The 21,652-nt window shown below is 43.5% G+C and carries 15 protein-coding genes and 3 pseudogenes; 10 read left to right on the top strand and 8 right to left on the bottom strand.

Annotated elements, in window-relative coordinates; translation table 11 throughout:
- Positions 1-460: 460 nt before the first annotated feature.
- From cdaA to HMPREF1254_RS07775, 5 genes are all read right to left on the bottom strand, one after another.
- Positions 461-1,237, bottom strand: a complete 777-nt coding sequence (gene cdaA / locus HMPREF1254_RS07795; protein WP_023058045.1) for a diadenylate cyclase CdaA — start codon at positions 1,235-1,237, stop codon at positions 461-463.
- Positions 1,238-1,458: 221 nt separating this feature from the next.
- Positions 1,459-2,286, bottom strand: a complete 828-nt coding sequence (gene folP / locus HMPREF1254_RS07790; RefSeq protein ID WP_023058119.1) for a dihydropteroate synthase — start codon at positions 2,284-2,286, stop codon at positions 1,459-1,461.
- A 267-nt stretch (positions 2,287-2,553) separates the two neighbouring features.
- Positions 2,554-3,873, bottom strand: coding sequence for an OmpA family protein (locus HMPREF1254_RS07785; RefSeq protein WP_081699054.1), 1,320 nt, complete (start codon positions 3,871-3,873; stop codon positions 2,554-2,556).
- A 57-nt stretch (positions 3,874-3,930) separates the two neighbouring features.
- Positions 3,931-5,736: a hypothetical protein gene (locus HMPREF1254_RS07780; protein WP_155945445.1), complete on the bottom strand. Its 1,806-nt coding sequence runs from the start codon at positions 5,734-5,736 to the stop codon at positions 3,931-3,933.
- Positions 5,737-6,160: 424 nt separating this feature from the next.
- A complete protein-coding gene (locus HMPREF1254_RS07775; RefSeq protein WP_023058051.1) occupies positions 6,161-9,061 on the bottom strand; it encodes a hybrid sensor histidine kinase/response regulator transcription factor in 2,901 nt (966 codons plus the stop codon).
- A gap of 996 nt (positions 9,062-10,057) precedes the next feature.
- Between HMPREF1254_RS07775 and HMPREF1254_RS07770 the strand changes: the two genes are divergently transcribed.
- From HMPREF1254_RS07770 to HMPREF1254_RS07760, 3 genes are all read left to right on the top strand, one after another.
- Positions 10,058-12,142: a TonB-dependent receptor gene (locus HMPREF1254_RS07770; protein ID WP_023058110.1), complete on the top strand. Its 2,085-nt coding sequence runs from the start codon at positions 10,058-10,060 to the stop codon at positions 12,140-12,142.
- 97 nt (positions 12,143-12,239) lie between these two features.
- Positions 12,240-13,475: an MFS transporter gene (locus tag HMPREF1254_RS07765; protein WP_023057995.1), complete on the top strand. Its 1,236-nt coding sequence runs from the start codon at positions 12,240-12,242 to the stop codon at positions 13,473-13,475.
- Positions 13,472-14,266 (top strand): uroporphyrinogen-III synthase, encoded by a 795-nt coding sequence (locus HMPREF1254_RS07760; RefSeq protein WP_023058085.1) that lies wholly within the window; start codon positions 13,472-13,474, stop codon positions 14,264-14,266. The genes HMPREF1254_RS07765 and HMPREF1254_RS07760 overlap by 4 nt, the downstream gene beginning before the upstream one ends.
- A gap of 122 nt (positions 14,267-14,388) precedes the next feature.
- Here HMPREF1254_RS07760 and HMPREF1254_RS12345 read toward each other — a convergent pair.
- Positions 14,389-14,527: pseudogene (locus HMPREF1254_RS12345) on the bottom strand (IS1380 family transposase); the annotation flags it as partial.
- Positions 14,528-14,674: 147 nt separating this feature from the next.
- On the opposite strand from HMPREF1254_RS12345, the gene HMPREF1254_RS07750 reads away from it, so the two are divergent.
- Positions 14,675-15,715, top strand: a complete 1,041-nt coding sequence (locus HMPREF1254_RS07750; protein WP_231385830.1) for a hypothetical protein — start codon at positions 14,675-14,677, stop codon at positions 15,713-15,715.
- Between the two features lie 2 nt (positions 15,716-15,717).
- Here HMPREF1254_RS07750 and HMPREF1254_RS12340 read toward each other — a convergent pair.
- Together HMPREF1254_RS12340 and HMPREF1254_RS11780 are read right to left on the bottom strand one after the other, a co-directional pair.
- A pseudogene (locus HMPREF1254_RS12340) lies at positions 15,718-15,897 on the bottom strand (hypothetical protein).
- A gap of 12 nt (positions 15,898-15,909) precedes the next feature.
- Positions 15,910-16,125, bottom strand: a pseudogene (locus HMPREF1254_RS11780) (IS1380 family transposase); the annotation flags it as partial.
- Positions 16,126-16,560: 435 nt separating this feature from the next.
- Between HMPREF1254_RS11780 and HMPREF1254_RS07745 the strand changes: the two are divergent.
- The 6 genes from HMPREF1254_RS07745 to HMPREF1254_RS07720 all read left to right on the top strand — a co-directional run bounded on the left by HMPREF1254_RS07745 (position 16,561) and on the right by HMPREF1254_RS07720 (position 21,571).
- A complete protein-coding gene (locus HMPREF1254_RS07745) occupies positions 16,561-17,688 on the top strand; it encodes a nucleoside recognition domain-containing protein (protein ID WP_051331305.1) in 1,128 nt (375 codons plus the stop codon).
- A gap of 134 nt (positions 17,689-17,822) precedes the next feature.
- The gene (locus HMPREF1254_RS07740) at positions 17,823-18,278 is read left to right on the top strand and encodes a hypothetical protein (RefSeq protein ID WP_155945444.1); all 456 of its coding nucleotides are present in this window, start codon (positions 17,823-17,825) and stop codon (positions 18,276-18,278) included.
- 216 nt (positions 18,279-18,494) lie between these two features.
- Complete coding sequence (locus HMPREF1254_RS12040) at positions 18,495-18,644, top strand: hypothetical protein (RefSeq protein ID WP_023058017.1); 150 nt, start codon at positions 18,495-18,497, stop codon at positions 18,642-18,644.
- 162 nt (positions 18,645-18,806) lie between these two features.
- Positions 18,807-19,748: an IS30 family transposase gene (locus tag HMPREF1254_RS07730; RefSeq protein ID WP_023058054.1), complete on the top strand. Its 942-nt coding sequence runs from the start codon at positions 18,807-18,809 to the stop codon at positions 19,746-19,748.
- 265 nt (positions 19,749-20,013) lie between these two features.
- Positions 20,014-20,655: a hypothetical protein gene (locus tag HMPREF1254_RS07725; RefSeq protein ID WP_023057986.1), complete on the top strand. Its 642-nt coding sequence runs from the start codon at positions 20,014-20,016 to the stop codon at positions 20,653-20,655.
- 268 nt (positions 20,656-20,923) lie between these two features.
- Positions 20,924-21,571, top strand: a complete 648-nt coding sequence (locus HMPREF1254_RS07720) for a hypothetical protein (protein WP_023058084.1) — start codon at positions 20,924-20,926, stop codon at positions 21,569-21,571.
- Positions 21,572-21,652 lie beyond the last annotated feature (81 nt).

Genomic DNA, 21,652 nt, shown 5'->3' with positions numbered 1-21,652 from the left:
CTGTAAAAGGCTCGCGCCAAAAACATACCTATCAAACCAACTTCATTTTCTCTGTTCAGAACGAAACTCCAGAATTTAAGTATTCTCACCTTTGTTCGTTTCTATTAAGAATTGAACGGTTCGTAAATATTCACCCATGAGCATCTTTAACAATACTCATGCTTCTTGTACTACTTCTGTCTTTATGTAAATCTTTTCAAAGATCGCTTCTCTGTAACGCTAACGCAACTTTTAGTGCGAAAGCGAGTGCAAAGGTAATACGAAAAACAATACCCTCCAAATAAACGAGCAGAAAAGTTTGAAAAAAGATAAGGATTTAACGTTTATTTGTATTTAAGAAACCTTTCTCGGCAGTTTTCACCTTATTATATATGGGGCTCATATTTCAGCAAACCATTACGCAGACTTTCTTCTCTTCCCCATCTTTCGTTCCAAACCAGCTAAGAAATCCTAACGAGGGTCAAGCCTCCATTTCCTTGGCCAACAAGCTCTCCAATTCTTCTGCCGACAACCTCAACCGAAATCCTCCCTTTATGGCCACGCTGATGCGGCCTGTCTCCTCAGAAACCACAACGGCAATGGCATCCGTGTTTTGCGTAACCCCTGCTGCAGCCCGATGGCGCAATCCCAACTCTTTTGGTATACTCAAGTCGTGCGACACCGGCAAGATACAGCCGGCAGCTTTGATGCGCTTTTTGGAAATGATCATGGCGCCATCATGCAAAGGCGAGTTCTTAAAAAAGATATTTTCTATCAGTCGTTGATTTACCTTGGCATCAATAACATCCCCCGTTTCCACGATATCATTCAAGGTCATACCTCGTTCAATGACAATCAATGCCCCCACATGGCTCTTAGCCATACTCATGCACGACAGCACAATGGGCACAATGGTTTCCTTGTCCTCCTCACCTTGTTTATCGCTATTGGTGAAAAGCCTGGAAAAAGCCTGAAAGCGCTGGTGCGCACCCAACTCATACAAGAAACGACGAATCTCTTCCTGAAACAGTATAATCAAGCCGATAACTCCAACGCTTACCAGCTTGTTCATAATAGAACCCAGCAGGCGCATCTCTAATATTTGACTGACAAACAGCCAGATGAAGATAAATATCAATATTCCGATAAAGACATTGAGCGAACGGCTTTCTTTCATTAACCGATATACGTAGTAGAGCATCAGTGCCACTAACAGGATATCAATGATATCTTTCGTACCTATTTCGAATGGAATCATTTTTTGAGTTTATGAGTTTGTGAGTTTTTTAGTTGATAAGTTTACGAGTTAACAAGTTGACGAGTTGATAGCTCTTCTTTTAGTGGACGAGTTGACAAGTTTACGAGTTTATAGTTCCGCGACCCAAAATGCTAATCACTCCCCTCCCCTTTGGGGAGGGGTTGGAGGAGAGGCTGCTGGGGGCGTGAGGCCATTGGGGATGAGGTTGCCGTAGTGCCCCATCACACCCCTTGCATTCTCTCATAAATCTTACAGGCCTCCACAGCCTCTCGCACATCGTGCACGCGCAGAATGGAAGCTCCCTTCTGTAACGCGATGGTATTGAGTACCGTCGTGCCATTTAGAGATGTTGTAGGATCACCGCCCAGCAACTTGAATATCATGCTTTTTCGCGATATCCCCACCAGCAACGGCAAGTCAAGTACCTGCAGACGCTCCATATCATGATAAATCTTGTAGTTCTCGTCGAGCGTTTTTCCAAAGCCAAACCCAGGATCCAGGATGATATCTTTCGCGCCCAGGGCATACAGCTCCTGCGTCTCCCTGGCAAAAGCAATCAGCATGTCATGCAGATTCGATTTCACCGACATGAGGATATATGGCACCTGAAGCCGTGCAACGGTTTCGAACATGCTCCCTTCCTCGTGTATCGGTGTGTTGACAATACCAGTGAGTCCGCCTTCAGACACGTCGTTGATGATGTCAGCGCCCCACTCTTCTACACATCGACGGGCCACACGAGGCCGATAGGTATCTACCGAGACAATAGCCTCCGGCTGTTCACGCCTAACGATGGCCAACGCACGGCAAAGCCTATCCATCTCCTCTTCCTCGGTCACCTCAAAAGCACCGGGACGTGTGGAGAACGCACCCACATCAATCATTTCTCCACCTTCTTCTATAATCTGGTTGGTGCGCTGGGCAATTTCTATTTCCGTCTGCTTTCTGCTCCCTTGGTAAAAGGAGTCGGGCGTGACATTCAGAATCCCCATCACCAAAGGACTGGACAAGTCAACTAACCTGCCTCGAACGTTGATTGAATAATCCATTTTCACCTGTTTTTTTAGACAGACACGCTTTGAACCACAATTCGGCGACTGGTCTTAGCGCATCAGATTAGAATCTTCCGTGCAAACTTACGAAAAAAAACAAGAAAGCTCATTTCACTTGCAAAATTTAGGCAAAGCAAGGCGAAACTATAATCAGGGAGTTGCCAGAAAACACCCATAAAAAAGCGAGTCCTAAGAATGACTACACTCTCAGAACTCGCCTTATCACATAAAAAACACTCTTTGGGTTATGAAAAATTAATGTTTTTAGTTGTTTTTAGTTTCTATCACCACCCTTCGATGTGAAGGGCCACCTTTCATACTGTCGCCAATGGCCTTTGCAGAGACGATTCGGGCAGGACTAATGCCGTTCTGCACAAGGAAAGTCTTTACATTGCCAAGCCTTACCTCGCTAAGCCACTGGTTGTGGGCAGAATTGCCCTCGGCCGATGCCTCCCCAACAAGATCTAGGTACACGGACTCCTGTGGTCCAAGCGTCCTTGTGAAATCGAGCAAACGCTCTCTCTCTGTATCGGATATCTTGGTTGCGTTTACCGAGAAATAGACAGTGAGAGCAGGAGCCTCTGCTTTTTTCTCAATGTTGTTCTGCTGGAGAATCTCCTTGATTTCGCGCAGCTCCCTGGCTATGTTCTCAACCGGATTCTCTTTCTTGCTGTCTTCCACGCATTTCTCGTAGGCAGCTTTCATTCGGTTGAGTTCCTCGTAGGTTTCCCTGTACAGCGGCTCGTAAGAACGCACTCCATGTTTCTTTCCAACAATGTTGTAGCGTAGGGTCAAGCCTGCCTGAATACCATCGTTGAACCGCTCGGACCTTCTTTGCAGCAAGAAGTCGCATCCGCCCTTCACACCAATGGTGAGTTGAGGGATAATGTCGTATTCCAAACAGAGCACCGATGGAACATAGAGGGTATTGTAGCTGTCCCTCAGGTTGCCGGCTCTTACGTATGCCTCTGTAGACACATTGTTCTTTACCTGCTTTCCGTTGACCACATTGGATGGGTCTTTCCAGGTATTGACACCCATGGTAAGATCATAGTTGTTTCCACTGCTCCACATCAAACCGATACCAGTTCCCAGATAGAGATTGAACCTTCTGTTTTCGCGCTTGCTCCAGAAAAGCTCCAAGATGTTGAGTTCACCGGTCAGGTCTACGCTATGATACATGAAATGCTTGTTAGCGTATGCCAATCCGCCGGTACTCTTCTCGAGTTCTGTTGCGTTGGCGTTCACACCTTCTCCCCTTTGCGCGGTTCCTTGCGGGGCGAAGCTTTTGTATCGCTGCTCACGCTTGTAAGTAGCAAACTTGTAATTCAATCCCATGCGGATCCATGGACGGAAGTTGTAATTGACACCTGCACCCACCATTGGGGATGTCTCGGTGCCTGTCGACGGGTTTATGCTTTTGAAGTGGAGTCCCGTCACCCATGTGGCGCCTCCCTGACCATACACACTAATGGTGTTGGTTCGCAGGGCCTTGCCATCTGGCTTCAGCTTCGTCTGTGCATCCGCAGTAGAAACTGCGAATGCCAGAGAGGCCACTAATATTATTCTAAGACACTGTTTCATAATCTGATTTTTTACGTTTATAATTCGTTAATGCTAACCTGTTCGTCCGCATTCAGATTATGGATGATCTACTATCGCAGCCTTGATGTCATCAAGTCCCTGCTTAATGGCTGCTGAATTAGTGTTACTATCGTTGTTCAATTTACCAATGGCAGTATTCAAAGCATCAAGTTTCGTGGCAGTTGTAGCGTTGTCGGTCACAAGTGCAGTTTTCAGAGCTTCAATTGCCGTTTTGATAGTTGTGAGGTCATAGCTCTTGATGGCGGTGACAACGTCATTGATTCGAGTTGTCCAGTTGCCGTCGGCTGCCTCGATGGCGGTCTTGATAGCTTCCAACTCAACCTTTCTGTCCTTGATAGCGGTCGTGATGGCTTCAAGTTTTGCCTCAAGGCTGGTCGTTGAGCCAGTAACGGCAGCGTTGATGCTATTGATAGCGGTTGTCGCATCGATAAGCTTGGCTTCGAGCATCGTCTGCAAATCCTTCATCTTGCTTGTCAAGCTATTTGTATTTGCAGGATCAAGGATAGCCTTGATAGCTGTCTCAACAAGTCCCATTGCCTGTACTTCATCTTTGAAGCCTGCCGCGCAAGCGGCCTTCAATTCCGTGATAACATGACTAAGGTCTGTGGTCTGTTGGAGGATAGCAGAATTTATAGCATTGGTAGCAGTGGTCTGGCTGATGAATCCGTTAGCCACGGCTTCCTTCAGGTCGGTAATCACATTCTTCAATGTCGTGGTATTCGTGGTCAAGCTCGTGGTAATAGCTGTGGAAAGAGCGTTGATAGCACCCTGCGTATCAAGGAAGCCTTTCTCGACAGAAGTAGAGATACCTTCAAGAACTGTCTTGAGATCAGCTTGCCCCTTCGTGATGGCGTCCTTAATGGCTGAACCCTGTGTCAGTATTTCAGACTTGATGGCATTGCCGGTATTATCAATTTGTGTAGCAATGGTTGTACCGTTTTTGTCAATGGCAGCGACAATTTTTCCACCAGTGCCATTCACCTCTGTGGTAAGGGCTGTCAATTTAGTCTGTGCATTTTCATCAAACTTTGTGATGGCGGTAGTGTTTTTATCAACAGCTGTGACAATTTTCCCACCGTAGGTGACCAGGCTTGTGTTAATGGCCGTCATGCCAGTCTTGATTTCAGCAGTTTGCGCACCGATAGCCGATGTGTTTTCATTAATCGATTGGCAAATAAGATTTCCTTTGCTGTCGATTGTCAAAGCCAGCTTCTCTGCGCCATTATTGATTGCTTCAACCAGTGCAGTGGTCTGTGCCATGACAGCGTCTTTTACTGAAAGGAATCCAGAATTAACGGCTGCCTTCAAGAGATCCATCTTGCTTTCAAACGAAGCGGTGTGGCTCTTGATGGCGGTCTTGATGGCAACGAGGGCGTTGGTAGAGTTGTTGAGAGCGTCCCTCAACAGATCCATTTTCTGTGCGTGTGTGAGGAATCCGTCTTTTGTTGCTGTTGTCAGCAGCTCGATCTTGCCGCCCAAAGCCAATGAGGCATCTTTCACCGCGTCCTTGATATCGTTCAGCTTGTTGGTAGAGGCGTTGATGGCTTTCTCTATCAGTTCCAGCTTGCTGGCCTGTGTCAGCATATTCTTGTCCATGGCTGTAACAATAGCTGTCATCTTCTCACTCAGGGTAAGGGTCTGGCTGCTCATGGCATCGCTCAGCAATTGCAGCTTCTCATTCAAAGACTTGGTCTGGCTGTTAATGGCATCAATCAATCCCGAGAAATCAGAAACGTGATTGTCTACCTGACTGAAATTAATTGTAGGAGCATCCAATTCACAAGAACTGAATCCCACTGCAGTGCATAAAACGACTGCGAGTTTAACTGTTAAATGTTTCATAATAGTACTTTTTTTAATAAGTTTATAAAAAAATTGAATTTATCACTTCACCTTTGATGGTTTCTATGTCATTATTTTTGGTTTCAACATTCTGTTCCCGGACGTTGGGTTCCGCACCCATATTCCTGCTCACCATGATTTTTCTGTGTTTCCGCAGGACGTTAGTTGTTTGAGACAACATGCCCTTTGTTCATTCGACCGCAAAATTAAAGAGAATCGCAGTTGCTGAACGTTGAATTTTGTTACCTTTTATAGGATTTTTGCAACTATTAAAACAAACAGAATAGGATTTTTGTTCCCTATTTCTGACTTAATGCTTTAATAATCAAGAAAATAAAAATACAAAATCACTTCTCCCCTGTTGTGGCATCACATTCTTAATATATAGTCACGTTGACTGAGAAACAAGCTACCCACACAAATGCTACAGGCTCGTCTTTTCATCATTCGGCAAACGTCTGTATTGCGTAGGAGTCATAGAGAAAGTCTGCTTGAAAATCCTCGAAAAGTAAGAAATGTCATTAAAGCCGCATCTTAAAGCCACATCCGCCACGGAAAGATCTGCATTGCCGTCCAACAATTGTTGGGCATATTTCATCCTGATGCGCTGTATATATGTCGAAGGAGCCTCGCCGGTGATGGCGAAGAGCTTGCTTCTAAGCTGCTTGGGTGTCATGCAAAGCGAAGAGGCCACCTGCTCCACGTCGGCCGTACGGCTACGCATGTGGGTATACACCGTGTCCACAAACTTGTTGAGAAATATCTGCGAGACATCGCTATAGTTCATTGCCTCATCTGTTCCGTAACGCAAGGCAGCCGAGAGTTTCGACCTCATCAATCTCCTGACGGCCAGCAGGTTGTCTATCCTAACCAGCAGCTCGTCCGCACTAAACGGTTTCACAAGATAGGCATCGGCACCCGCCTTTAATCCCTCCAACCTGTCGGCATCGGTACTGCGCGCTGTAATCATAATCACTGGAATGTGATTCAAAACCTCAGACATTTTGATTTCACGGCACATTTCCAAGCCGTCTTTTCGTGGCATGAGCAAGTCGGTTACTATCAAGTCGGGCATCAAGCTCAAGGCTCTTTCCAGTCCTTCTACGCCATCGTGGGCAAAATACAATTGATATTTATGCCCTATCTGCATGCCGATATATCTTGCCACATCAGCATTATCTTCCACCACCAACACCGACACAGCGTTCTTTTGAGTGGTTTCTGGTTCTTCAATAGATTCTTCTGGCACTTCAATAGATTCTTCTGGCTCTTGGTTGTAGTTAGGACTTTCTGGTTCATACGTCTCAATAGGCTTGATAACAGCACCCTGACGGGCAGCCTTTAAGGGCAAACTCACCGTAAAGGTAGTACCCACTCCCACCTTACTCTCTACCTCAATTGTTCCATTCATTGCCTCCACCAGTTGGTTCGTCAATGCCAAGCCCACGCCCGAGCCAACATCTGCCGACGGGTTTTGTGCTTGGTAAAACAGGTCAAATATATAAGGTAAGTCGTCCGATGGAATTCCTTGTCCGTTATCTCTCACCACCAGTTTCAGTTTATCTTTTTCTTCTTCCACGCTCGCTCTCACCTCTCCATGTTTTGGTGTAAACTTAATCGCGTTTGACAGCAAGTTACGTACAATCTTGGTAAGATAGCTGGGTATAAAGTCCATCATTACAGTAGATTGCTTAGCAGTGAACAGAAATTCAACATTTTTATCTTGTGCCAATATTTGGTGACACTCTGCCAGCATCCTTATATAAGTTACCGCATCCCCATGTCGATACAGCGGCTGATCTACAACCGACCTTTGCTTTGCTATATCCAACAGTTGGTTAACCAAATCGAGGAGTCCATTGCCCTGCCTCAATATCATACCACCGGCTTTTTTCAGCTCCTCTTTTGTCGTCAGCGTTCCATCGGTCATCTGTCTGCCAAAACCTAAAATAATTGTCAACGGCGTACGGAATTCATGCGTAATATTCATGAAGAAATGATCTTTGGCTTGTTGTATCTGTACTTGCATTTTATGGTTTTTAGACCTGATGCGTATCACATACCACAAAAATACAATAATGACTGCACAGAGTAAGATAATGCAAAGGCTACTGAACAAGAACACTCTTTTGATGAGTCGCTCTTGCTCAATGTCGCGCTGCATCGCCAACATCTGCTGCTCTTTACTTTCACGCTCATACTTGATGCGAATGTTCTGAATGTGCTGTATTTTCTTTTCGCTGATCAAACTATCACGATATGCTTGGCTCTTATTATAATTCATGAAAGCCTGCTCGCTGTCGCCACGTTTGAAACTCATCTTGGACTTCTCATGATATAAGGCTTCCAAATCCTCCCATGCACCCAACTGCTCAGCTACTGGCTCTGCTTCTTTCATGTAATGTGATGCCGTGGACAAATCACCTTTGTCTATATTTGCCCTAATGAGTGAAATGACTGCTTCCATCCAATGCCACTGGTCTCCTACGCTTCTCAAAATTTCTTCAGCATGCTGGTATTTAGCAATCGCTTGATCCCATTGACCAGCCTTCTCTTCCAATCCTCCTAAATGTATCCAGCACAACGCTACTCCCAATCGCGAACCTGCTTTTTGATTCAACTGCATTGATCTTTTGTAGTACCACCGTGCTGAGTCTATTTTCTGCTGCGATTCCAACAGAGAGCCCAAATTAGCATAATTAATAGCTTGTCCCAAGTCGCTTCCTAACTTTTTCTCCCCATCCAAAGCCAACCGGAAAGCATTCTCTGCAGCCTCAACATTGTCAAGTGTGAGATGCACATTTCCAATGCCATTTAACGAAACCACTCTGCTTTTTTGGACTTTGACACTTGTATGATCGCTATACTGGTCACATAAGTTCAAGGCCTGATAATGCGCAGACGATGCCTCTTCCAGTGCACCAATCCGTCTATTATCTGCTCCTATCTGATTGAGGGCTACAATTGCTTCCAGCGTGTCAGCCTGTTCACTGGCAAGCTCATACTCTTTTTGATGCACTGTCAAGGCTTGATCAAACCGGCTTGAGTCACGATAAGCAGCTCCCAAGAATCGATAACACAGCATCATCGCACTGCGATTGTGCTCCTCACGGTATTGCTCAAGCCGGCGTTGCAATGAATCAATCCTCCCCAAACCCTTTAGCTCGGTCTCTAATTGTTCTTTCTCAAAAGTTGCTTTGTCTTTCTCCTCGCTTCGAGAACAACCAATCAACATTGACATGGTTAATAACAGCATGCAGAAAGAAGTAAGCAACTGCTTGGTATTAACCTTGCGATAGTTGCCAAAGGTTTTGTGTCGATTCATTGTTTAATCTGGATTTCTCTTGCAAAAATATAAATAAATACACGAGATTGCAAAGAATCTTCAATATTTATGCCTACAAAAACAAGAATGATTTATTTATGAAAAGTTCTTCTCGTATTTAACCTCAAACGGAACGTTCTATTGTAAAATGTCTTCGGCTACAACGGTTTTTTAACACAAATGCCAGCCGTTTTTCAACCAACTTGTTCCTGCATTGAAAATAAGCCCAAAATAGCGAAGTTTTATTATCAACCTGATTATTAGCGAGTTATACTATTTTCAAATCTAAAACACAATTAAAAAGTGAAGTGTTTGGGGCAAAAAATCCTTTTTATGTGCGAAAAAGTGCTTCTATCTCATGTAAATTGGAAGGCAAAGTCATACAGGTTGGGTAGCAAAAGCATGATAATAGCCAACTAACAGCATGGGAATATGGCGCAAGATGATAATCTCAAGGTATTAAAACACCGAAACCATCATCCAATGTTATCTATTTTACGATTTTATTTTGTAAAAGAAAACGAATTGATTTAACAATCAAAATGTTTTTTAACACAATAAATGGCCTTGGCACCCATTCCGCAATCTTTTCACAGATTGTCGTAAATGGTTGCTTCATTCAGTCAACACCTTGATTATATAAAACAGCCAGGTTGTTTTTATTTACACCACACATTGTTTTTAGATGAAAGAGACGTGGCAAAAACGAGTATCACCCAACTCGAGTGACACATGATGCCTCGCCATACAAAACACCATATAAAACCTGTGGGTTGCCTTTGTCAGGCATAGCTGTGCACCCCACCCAGCACATAATTCACACCAAAATAAGTCATCAGAAAAAGCCAAACTATTTGATGAGGAATTTTGGGTGACACGATGACGAGGTCGGGAAAAATGGATGTGTCAATAATCCTTATAAATCAGGATTGTAGGTTAAAAAATAATTAAATAATTTTGCAGCGTCTTAAACAATTATTTACAATTACATTGCACATGAGATTCTACACGATTTTATTTGGTACTCTGCTGGCAATCAACGCTGTGGCGGAAGAAAACGACACCATCAAGATAGGCAACGAACTGGAAGAAGTCTCCATCGTGGGATTCAAACAAGACAGGGCGTCACTGTCGCCTGTCTCGCAGTCGTCGGTTGGAAACCTGTACATCAACAACAACCAGTTGGACGGTGTGCGGGAACTGAGTGGCAGACTGGCCAACTTCTACATGCCCGACTATGGGTCGCGACAATACTCACCTATTTATATAAGGGGCATCGGCTCAAAGACCAGCACACCGTCGGTCGGCGTGTATGTGGACGGCATGCCCTTTTTCGACCGCTCGGTGCTGGACATGGACTTGTTTGGCATCAGCAAGGTGGAGGTGTTGCGTGGCCCGCAGGGCACGCTCTTTGGGCGGAACTCCACGGCGGGGCTCATCAACATCTATACCCTGTCGCCTTTGGATTACCAAAACGCTATGACAAAGGTTAGCTACGGGTCGTACAACGACATCCAGGCCATGGCATCGGCATACCAAAAATTATCGGGCAACCTTGGCATTTCGGTGGCCGGCAGCTACCACCATAATGACGGCTACTTCACGAACACCTACCTGAACAAAAAGGCCGACCCGATGGACAACGGGACATTTAGAATAGGGACGGCATGGAAGCCATCGCAAAGATGGACTATGCGATACTCATTGAGCCTGGACTACATCGACCAAGGGGGCTTTCCATACGCCGTATACGACGCCAAGAAAGACGAGCTGAAAGACATCAGCTACGATGCACCTTCGGGGTACAGACGGTTTGTGCTGACAACGGGCATGAACTGGCGCTATGACGGAAGCAGGCTAAGCTTGAACAGCCAAACCTCTTTCCAGCACAGCAACGACAAGGTGTCTATCGACCAAGACTTCACGGAGCGCAAAATGTTCTTCGCCACCATGCCTCTTAGGCAGAACATGTTCAGCCAGGAGCTTACACTCCGGTCGAGGAACGACACATGGTACCACTGGATAACGGGCGTGTTCGCATTTACGCAACACAAGAACTTCTCGACCACCATCGACTACTACACCCCAAGAAACCCGATGCGTGCCGCCGGCGTGAAGGAAAACAACAACGAGATACCGGTATACGGACTGGCTGCCTACCATGTCTCACAATTCGACCTGTACAAGGGACTGTCTGCCTCGGTGGGCATTCGCTACGACTATGAAACATCGAAGGTGGAGAATGAGACCTATTGGACGCCCACGGGTAAGAACGGTGCCAACGCTACCAAGCTGGCCGACAGCTACGACAGCAAGATGCACTCGAGCCAGGTGACGCCCCGTTTCACCCTGAAGCAGCAGTTCGCACCCGACAGGATGGTGTATGCCACCGTGGCGCGAGGCTACAAGCCTGGTGGATTCAATGCAGCAAAGGAAAGCAGGAACGACCGCTCGTTCGACCCGGAATACACCTGGAACTACGAGGTTGGAGCGAAGCTCAGCTTCCTTGACAGCCGCCTGTCGCTCGAAGCCAGTGCCTTTTACGTTGACTGGAAAGACCAGCAACTGTCGGTCATCATCCCTGCGGTAGGTGCCGTGATACGCAACATCGGGCACTCGGACAGCAAAGGGTTTGAGATAGCTGTGGGCGGACAACCCATGGCAAACCTTTTCCTGCACGCCAACTATGGATACACCTATGCACGCTTCCTTGCAGCCAACACGGGAAAGAAATCAAACTATACAGGCAACATGCTTCCCATGGTGCCGCGGCACACCCTGTCAGTCAATGCCAACTACTCCATGTACCATGTGGGGTTCATTGACAAGCTGATGCTGAATGCAAACCTCACGGGCGTGGGCAAAATTTACTGGCGCGAGGACAATGAGAAGTACCAGCCTTTCTACGCGCTGCTCAACCTGAAAGTGGCTGCCACCAAAGGACATTTCACCTGGGAGGTATGGAGCAAGAACACCACCGCAACCCAGTACATGGCCTACTACTTTGTGTCTTCCCAGAAACTGGCACAGGCTGGCAAGCCCTTCTGCATAGGCACCTCATTGGTGTACACGCTCAAATAAACAAGTCGAGAGCCCAACAAGGCGGGTACATCGTGGCCATGGCCGCGACTCACCGCTGGGCTTGCATGACCAATCCATTCCAACCAACACAACGTATATGCCCAACAAGAACAACGCCCAACTGTTAGGTACCTTCTTCAGTCTGTACATTGCGCAGGCGGTGCCCATGAGCTTCTTCTCCACGGCGTTGCAGGTGATGATGCGCCAACAGGCCTTCTCGCTGACAACCATCAGCCTTCTGCAACTCATCAAGCTGCCGTGGATACTGAAATTTCTGTGGTCGCCCATCGTAGACCGGCAATGTATGACGGTGAAAGACTACAAACGCTGGATTGTTTCGTCTGAAATAGTGTACGCCGTGCTGATACTGGGTGCGGGAATACTAAGGCTGGAAACCAACATCCAGCTCATCATCATCCTGGTATTCCTGTCGCTCATCGCCTCTGCCACACAAGACATCGCCACCGACGCACTGGCCATACTCTCTACGCGGAAAGAGCAGAAGAGCTTTGTTAACGGCATGCAGTCGATGGGCAGCTTTGGTGGAAGCCTGCTGGGCAGCGGCGTACTGCTCATGGTGTTGCACCACTATGGCTGGAATGTTGTGACCATTTGTCTAAGCGGCTTTGTGCTGCTGGCACTTGTACCCTTGCTCATGAACAAGAAGCTGCAACTGCTCCATGCCAAGGAGCCGACCCACAGGGCCAAATGGAATGACATCATCTGGTTTTTCACCAATCGAACCGTTTACCCGCAGATAGGGTTCTTGCTCCTCTACTATGCCAGCATCATGGGACTACTGTCGGTTGTAAGGCCCTATATGGTAGACCTTGGCTACAACATGAAGGAGATAGGCGCGCTCAACGGCATCGTGGGCATCTCTGCCGCCATGCTCGTTGCCTATCCCGCCAGCATGCTGATCAGGCGCTGGGGGGCGGAGAAGGTGAAAGTGGTCTTTGCCGTCTGTATCTTGATGGCAACCGTTTACTTCACCTTGATGTCGTGGTCTACACCCTCGAAGCCATGGCTCGTCGGGGGTATCATACTTCTTTGGGCCTGCTATGGCATGGGGACAGTGGTGGTATACACGTCGGCCATGTTCTGTGTGAGGAAAGGACTCGAGGGAACCGACTTCACCATACAGATAGTTATCACGCACATCAGCGGACTGCTCATGACCATAGCCAGCGGAAGAATTGCAGACAGATTGGGCTATAATGGTCTTTTTTGTATAGAAACAGCCATTGCCACGCTTTCGCTCTGCTATGTAACCTACTTCTTCTGCCACACCCGACGTTCTCAAAAACATATCACAAAACCACATAACCGATGAAGAAAAACATCCTGATTACAGCTCCACGTCACTATACGCAAAGACTGCTAACGGCCTTCGAGAAGTACAAAGAAGAAGTAGAGGTGACCAACATCGCCATGGTAGAATCAACTTTCGACACGGCGAACGATGAGATGCAGAAGCTATGCGCCGACTTGGGCATGTTTGATTTCGTGGTATGCCTCAGCCGAAAGGCCGTTGACGCCATGCACAACTGCTGTGACCGTGCAGAACAACTGGACAAGACGCAGTTCCTGGCCATTGGAAAAGACAACGAATATCTACACGACGTGCTGGGTGTAACGCCTCCGTTCATCTCAAAAGAGCCAAGTCCCATAGGCATCGCCCATGCACTGAAAGAGCATGGCATCAACGAAGGATGCCGCCTGGCAGCCCTCGCGCCTGCGTTTGTTGGCATGGAAGAGCCTCGAACCGTTCCCGACTTCATGGCAAAACTGAGCGAACTGGGCGTACAGGCCCACCGTGTTGATGCCTACGTCAACATGGCAACAGAGCTTTCCGCAAGGAAACAAGCCTACGACCTCATCATCGACAAGCGCATTGACTGCGTAGCCTTTACCAGCGGAAGCGAGGTGATGGCGTTCAATGATGGACTGAAGGAAGTGTATGGCACCGATGCCTGTTGTATTCTCAACGATGTGGCTATCGCCTGCATGGGGCCATACACCGCCATGCAAGCCAAACGCATCGGGTTGAAAGTAGATTGGGTGCCTGCCGAGTTCAACTCTTTTGATGACTTCACAGCCTGCCTCGTTAAGCATTGGCGATAATCAGCACTGAGGCCTACAATTGCCACAACGTACTTCTTTGAGGATGCAACGACTCCCGCTCCCCCTCCAAAAAGACCATCAACACATCGTATATCGTAGGCTCCGTCCTTGCCAGCAATTCCATAACCGAACGATCTACACCTTAGACCGAGGGTTGAGTCGATTACAGATGATAATGTGTGGAGTCAAATTGCTCCATGATTGAAAATAATCCCCCAAAAGGAGTGAGTCTCTCTCAGATTTAATTTGTATCTTCGCCATGTCTATCGTCGGATTCTCTTGTTTTTTTTGCAACACTAAGATAAGTGAAAATTCTGACATGGCAAAATCCTGAGCAACTTTTTGTTGCTCAGGTACTTAAAAAGTTTAATTTATAATCGTGTTGTGGAATTAAGGTAAAATAAAAAGATGATGAAGATAAAAGGAGTCAAGAATATAATAAAAGGGGGCTTTTTAATACAAACGGCCAAAGATAACAGTTTGATGTATCAAATCAGTAATAATACTTTTATAAATAATAAAAGCTATCATTATGTAGCTCGTTTCGAGCAACATACTTTGAACGATACTTTGTATGTGAATAATTTAAAACATACCGTATATAAATTTGACTCTCAGACAAAGGAATTACTTCCCTATATCACTCATGGAAAAGGATGGGTAGAAGGTGTTACACCTAATGGATATATATTAGCTAATTACAACAAGGAAAAGAAATTGAGAGAGTATACATGTATTCATAATGATAATAATATATGGGAATTGGAATCTCCTTTTGAATCTTTTTCCTTATTCAAGCAATATGCACTTGCATGGAAAGGGAAAAGAGAATATGCTAATACATGCCAGCTAATCGACTTGGAGACAGGAAAAGTAATGTGGGAGAAAAAATATACAGAAGCTCATATAGACTTAGTTATTCCTTTTGAAGATAAGATAGTCATAGAATGGTGCACAGAATTATCATCTGACAAAAAAGATAAGATTATTTGTGTAGAGATTCCGTCAGGTAAAGTCTTATGGGAAAATTCTACAAGTGGAAATTATAAAAAATATGGAAAAAATAGACTTGTGAATTTTTGGTCACATTATTCAACGGTTGGACCATCCAAAAACCATAATCAATACGCAGAGATTGATACTGAGACGGGTGAGGTATATATTCATAAATTTGAAAACTATAATAAAGAAGTCTTCACAACTATGGTTTATAAAGACTATCTCTTTTATGCTTATCATTCCGACAACTCAGAATATTCAGACAGAATGGGAGTCGGCATTATTGATTTGCGGACACATGAAATGATCCAAGAATACGACATCGACTTCACTCGTGGAGATTGCAACTATATAAAAAGCATGGGCGTTTACAAAGGCGACCTTTACGTGGAAGTGGAGACAGAAGTGAATCATAGCGACATTCATGTATTCGAATTGGAAGAGGAATAAACTCATGCAGAAAAAGTATTTTTCCTCAAATCCGCAACTAAGCCCTTGAACGTCCCTATTGCGTTTACACGTCCTCTCATTACTGAATTTGCAGATAATTTGAACTTGAAGCCCCCACTTCTGCCTACAATATCCCCTTACCCCACAATGTGACTTGAGGCAATACACAATATCATTCCCATAAGTTGTAGGCATTATCCAAAATCAGTCTGGAAAACATCTGCGTAAGCATTATTACAGGTATAGATATTCAGCACATACCGCCATGATGTCCTGATCCACTTGGCTGGTACAGAGATAAACCTGAAGACAAACGTTTTTATGCAACTTGTTGCATTGAGTCCGAACTTCTTTACGTCAAGTCTTTGAATAATGGCCTTATAAAAATTACGGATTATACCGACTATCAAATCTCCAATAACCGCCACAGAAGTAGATACTCATGAGAGAACGGATGATTTCGCTGTACTGATAAAAGTTTAATTTATAATAGTGTTGCGGAATTAAGGTCGTACAGAAAATATCAATGATGAACAAAAAAATTAAGTCAGAAATAAGATAGATACTAATAAAAATCTTAAATTTGTCAGCAAAATACAAATGAAATCACAAATATAAAACCATTATATGGAAGCAATATCTGAAAACGCCACGGCTCCAACCTCATAGAATGGTGGCATTTACAGATATCTTTCAATAATGAGAGTAAAAGATACACACGATTACGAACCTTAATGACAAACAAAGTGAATAATACAGAGGTCAAGAGAGAAACTGTCTCTACACAGGATGAATTGCCCCAACAGCAAACAACAGACAGGAGCAATGATAAGAAAAAGAGAAGAATGCCAAAGGGGATTATATGTCTGCTTATCATCACTGGACTGTTTGGAGGAATAGCAAGCATTATGGGAGTGGCTAACATGCTCAACACCATTATGCACACGGCTCACGACTTGTTGCTCAACACCTGCTTTTATCTCATGGGCATCTGTGTGTTGACAGGTGCCTTAGGGAAGCTATTTGTTGAGTTTGGAGTTGTGGACTTAATAGAACGAGTACTGCGACCATTGATGAAACCCGTGTTCAGACTGCCCGGAGTGGCTTCACTTGGAGCAGTATTAACGTTTCTCTCCGACAATCCAGCCATTATCACTTTGGCACAAGATAAGCATTTCGGTAGTTACTTCAAAAAGTATCAGTATATTTCGCTCACCAATTTCGGCACAGCGTTTGGCATGGGTCTCATCGTCATCGTCTTCATGTTAGGCAACGGTTATTTCGTGGAACCCCTCATTGGTTTTATAGGAGCCTGCATTGGGTGCGTAGTCTCTACAAGGCTCATGCAACACTTTGTACTGAAAGCTTATCCACAATATCGTTCCGAAGAAGCTTTGGATGGAGAGAAGTTTCGCCAGCAACCCATTCGGCAGTTACACCGTGAAGAAACATCGGTGTTTCTGCGCATACTCAATTCTCTATTAGACGGAGGAAAATCGGGCGTCGACGTTGGTGTTTCCATCATTCCCGGTGTGCTTATTATTTCTACGTTAGTGATGATACTTACCTTTGGAGCCAGCGCAGAAGGCAATTTCACAGGCAAAGCTTATGAGGGAATTGCCATTTTACCAGCCATTGCTAACAAATTAGATTGGTTACTCAATCCACTCTTTGGGTTTTCAGACCCACACCAAATCGCCTTCCCTATCACTGCGCTCGGAGCAGTTGGTGCTGCATTGAGCTTAGTGCCCAACTTTATGTCACAAGGATGGCTGGATGGCAATGCCATAGCTGTATTCACAGGTATTGGAATGTGTTGGAGCGGTTTCCTTAGTACACATACAGCAATGCTTGACACCATTGGCTATCGGGAACTTACCTCTAAGGCCATTGTTTCTCATACTATCGGAGGACTTGCAGCTGCGCTTGCTGCGCATTGGGGATATCTGTTATATGCTGCGCTTTTCATATAAGGCTTTTTTATTTGTATCCAAGCTATCCTTTTATTGAAAGTATGAGTTAATGGTAGTATGGCGATAAGTTGCGCTTATTCATGACAAGACAGATAAATATAAGATTAATCAAATTAATATATGGTGGAAGGATTATGAAAATCAAATTAAGTAATGTCATACGATATATTATTGTTTGCATAATATTGGCAGGATGTACAAATAACTCAATTTATCTTGATATTACCAACAAAGCGATATATACAAAACAAGGAAATGGTATTTATTATATGTTAATAGAAGAAGACGGATTAAATTACATGATGTATGATGTGAAACTTAGAAAAGATTCTGTAGCAGTTAATGTATTCTATTTCAATAGACATAATCCATCTTACAAAGTAGTTACGGCGCTACATCCCAAGGAAATACAAATGATAAATCTCAAACCTTTTACAAGATACACAATAGAAAATCACTCAAATGGAGATAGAAATGGTGGTCGTGTTATTTTCAAAACAGATTCGTTAGGAAGACCATTAGTTAACACATACAAAGAATTGAATACTGTCGATGAAATTGTTTTGCATATGAACATGAACGGTAATTAGAAATTAGTAATGCTCCAAATCGGGAAATATCAAAAAAAATAGGGTCTGCTAATTAACTATAACTACCTGACAATTAATTATTTATGTTGTATAAAATTTGGTCAATTTGCCCAAAATGACTACCTTTGGATGTTAAAACATTCAAGAATCGAGGTGAAATACTACTCACAATATCGCTGTCACGACCTGTTTGAACTTCAGTAGTCACTTTCGGGATTGAGCAAATCCAACCTTTGGGTCAAGCTGGCCGACCACCTTCCCTGGGACAGGATAAAGAAGGAATACAACAAACGTCTGAGGAACAGTCACAATGGCGCCGGCAACGACCATGACGGTACGATGAAGATTGACGTGTGTGCAGATTAAAAAACGAAGTGCAATAAAAGAGTAGTCCTCGCCGAGAGATGCAGACGTTCTCGAAGCGTAGCGAGAGGTTGTCTGCATCTCTCGGCGAGGTAAAGAAACAACCAGCAATACAAATAAAAAAAGGGAGACCGCAGTCTCCCAAAGATTAATTAACTTTGTATTGTGAAATATCATCAATTAACCTCGGAGCAAAGGTCGCAAATTTTCGCCTTACTCCAAAAGAAAACAGCGAGAAAAGAAATTGCCCGCATTGTGGGCACGAGTGAGGCTACGCTCAGTCGTGAGCTAAAGAGAAACAGCACGCCATCGGGAAAGTATATCTGGACAAAGGCGCACGACATGGCTATGCAGCGCAGAGAGAGAACGGTAAAGAACGCCAAACTCTCCGACGAATTGGTATGGAGAATCAAGGAATACATCATCAATGACCAGTGGTCTCCAAGACAAATATCAGGTTATCTGCTCAAGAACGAGGGGATAAAGGTGTCCCACCAATCCATCTATAACATCATCCACAATGACACGACAGGGGAACTTGCCAAGCACACAAGGCATAAGATGAAATACAGGCATCGTCCCAAGGGCAGACATCTTCCAATCAAGGACAGGGTGAGCATCCATGAAAGAAGCAAGGAAGTTGACGGGAAGAGATTCGGGGATTTTGAGATGGACTTGATCGTAGACCCTGCCCAGCACGCCATACTCACACTGGTAGAGAAATCCACCAATATGCTGCTTATGCAGAAACTGCCATTCGGGAAGCAGTCAAAGCCTCTGGCAAAGGTAGTTAGGAAACTGCTGCTGCCATACAAGGACAGTCTGAAGACCATTACAACAGACAACGGGCCTGAATTTGCGGCACATAAGGACATTACCAAGTTCTTAGGCGTACCCGTGTACTTCGCTGATCCATATTGTTCTTGGCAAAAGGGAGCTATTGAGAATACAAATAAACTAATCAGACAATATATACCGAAAAAGGATTCGTTTGAACATTATACAGAAAAAAGAATTATGTCCATACAAAAGAAATTGAACGAAAGACCGAGAGAAAAATTAAACTTTTCTACACCTAAGTGCGAGTTCTTCAAACACGTTTTGTAATTTTGCACTTGCTGGTTGACTCTACGGTGGAGTCAAATTGCTCCATGATTGAAAATAATCCCCCAAAAGGAGTGAGTCTCTCAGATTTAATTTGTATATTCGCCATGTCTATCGTCGGATTCTCTTGTTTTTTTGCAACACTAAGATAAGTGAAAATTCTGACATGGCAAAATCCTGAGTAACTTTATGTTGCTCAGGTACTTAAAAAGTTTAATTTATAATAGTGTTGCGGAATTAAGGAGAAATAAGATTTTAAATAAAGCTCATGAAATTGCAGAATAAAAAAGAAATGTCTTCGTTGTTCAATAAAGCAAAATGGACATTTTCATTGACAGAGGAAGAATTTCTATACCTGAAGAATTTGTTAAATAAGATTAAAACATGTTCTTGGGAGGAGGATTTTTCCTATGGAATTCACAATGGTATTGCAGCTTTTGGTCTATGTACGAAACCAACTAAAGGAAACATAGCTATAGTTGAGAAATTCATTAATACAGAAGCATTTTGTGATTCAATCACAGCCGTTGCTTTGAAAGTGTTATGTAGTAGTAGTTATTGGAATTTAGCGGAAAAATATGAAGATGTACTTTGCAAGTTCATCAATTTAGATGATGAATCTTATGAAGATACTATCCATACAGCTATTAGTTGTATGGGGACTTATTGCCATACTACAAAGAATAAGTTATATATATCCTTGCTATTTTCATTATTCAACAACGCATTAAGTAAATATAGCAATGATGAACTTCAGATACCAAGTATAGAGGCTCTTTACAATGCTCTTGAATCGGTTATATGGGGAGATAAGTATCCTAAAAACAGAAGAGTCACATTTGGAGATATGCAGATACCTGAAGATATTAGTGAGGAAGTCATAAAAAAAATTCAGTCAATTATACAATGATTTTTTTAATATAGTGGTGGTACAGTAATGTTTCTAATCAGTAGCTAGGGTCTGCTTTCAAATTGTAATTTGTGGCAAAGATACTCTTTTCATAAGTAGGGAGTCTATTTTATCTCCTATAAGCTTGTATTTATAGGTGTTTCAAGAGATTGTTAAAAGATTTTCGTGGACAGTAGTGTAAAAGAATATAACCGTGTAAATAAAAAATAAATGAATTTCAATGATAGTACTTAGGGAATACTATCATTGAATCGTAAAATTATGAATTATGATATTTGATAAAATAATAAAAGATTTACTTAATCTTAACTTTTTTTCTGAATATAAATTTAGAAAAAGAGACTCTTCCTTCTTGTTGAAGACAAAAGGTGGTAAGCAATTTATTGAGATGGATCACTGGATTGACGAAGCAACATCATCTCTCGTAATATACCCTATCTATGGTGTAAGATTCGATATTCTATCAAAATGGTTTGAGAAATTTAGTATGAAAAATTTGCAAGACCAAAGAGACAGAGCCAGTATCGCTTTTTCTGGGAATATGCTATCTATGCAAGACAAGTTTTATTTCAACTTGAATGGGGAAAAATATGCAACCGATTTTAATGAATTACAAGCAAAAGTTCAAAAGTGTGCAGAATATGTCTTTTCAGAATATTCGTCACTTGATAAACTCTATAATAAAACAATAGTGCCAATTTTAAACGGAGAGGTTTCTCTACCTGATGTTGGAGCTGACTGGATCTTTATTGATTTGGCTTTGTGTAAAATCGTAAATCCTTCAAATTTTCATAAGCTAAAACAGATAATTCTTTCCCATGTGAGAAAAATGTATATGCGTAAAGAACCGAACATATTGGATTATTATGATAATTTGGAAGATATTTTACAATATTTAGAATACACTCAATTATAAGTAGGGCCTACTAATTAACTTTAACTATCTGACAATTAACCATTTATGTTGTGTAAAGTTTGGTCAATCCGTCCAAAATGA

The organism is Prevotella sp. BV3P1 (genome assembly GCF_000479005.1).
In the GTDB taxonomy this organism is placed as follows: Bacteria; Bacteroidota; Bacteroidia; order Bacteroidales; family Bacteroidaceae; genus Prevotella.
This window is presented reverse-complemented; position numbering and strand designations above follow the sequence as displayed.

Coding starts and splice junctions, on each gene's coding strand:
- HMPREF1254_RS07780 (WP_155945445.1), bottom strand. CDS start 5,736: ATGAAACATTTAACAGTTAAACTCGCAGTCGTTTTATGCACTGCAGTG.
- HMPREF1254_RS07765 (WP_023057995.1), top strand. CDS start 12,240: ATGCCCAACAAGAACAACGCCCAACTGTTAGGTACCTTCTTCAGTCTG.
- folP (WP_023058119.1), bottom strand. CDS start 2,286: ATGGATTATTCAATCAACGTTCGAGGCAGGTTAGTTGACTTGTCCAGT.
- HMPREF1254_RS07775 (WP_023058051.1), bottom strand. CDS start 9,061: ATGAATCGACACAAAACCTTTGGCAACTATCGCAAGGTTAATACCAAG.
- HMPREF1254_RS07740 (WP_155945444.1), top strand. CDS start 17,823: ATGAAAATCAAATTAAGTAATGTCATACGATATATTATTGTTTGCATA.
- HMPREF1254_RS07750 (WP_231385830.1), top strand. CDS start 14,675: ATGATGAAGATAAAAGGAGTCAAGAATATAATAAAAGGGGGCTTTTTA.
- cdaA (WP_023058045.1), bottom strand. CDS start 1,237: ATGATTCCATTCGAAATAGGTACGAAAGATATCATTGATATCCTGTTA.
- HMPREF1254_RS07770 (WP_023058110.1), top strand. CDS start 10,058: ATGAGATTCTACACGATTTTATTTGGTACTCTGCTGGCAATCAACGCT.
- HMPREF1254_RS07720 (WP_023058084.1), top strand. CDS start 20,924: ATGATATTTGATAAAATAATAAAAGATTTACTTAATCTTAACTTTTTT.
- HMPREF1254_RS07745 (WP_051331305.1), top strand. CDS start 16,561: ATGCCAAAGGGGATTATATGTCTGCTTATCATCACTGGACTGTTTGGA.
- HMPREF1254_RS07760 (WP_023058085.1), top strand. CDS start 13,472: ATGAAGAAAAACATCCTGATTACAGCTCCACGTCACTATACGCAAAGA.
- HMPREF1254_RS07725 (WP_023057986.1), top strand. CDS start 20,014: ATGAAATTGCAGAATAAAAAAGAAATGTCTTCGTTGTTCAATAAAGCA.
- HMPREF1254_RS07785 (WP_081699054.1), bottom strand. CDS start 3,873: ATGAAACAGTGTCTTAGAATAATATTAGTGGCCTCTCTGGCATTCGCA.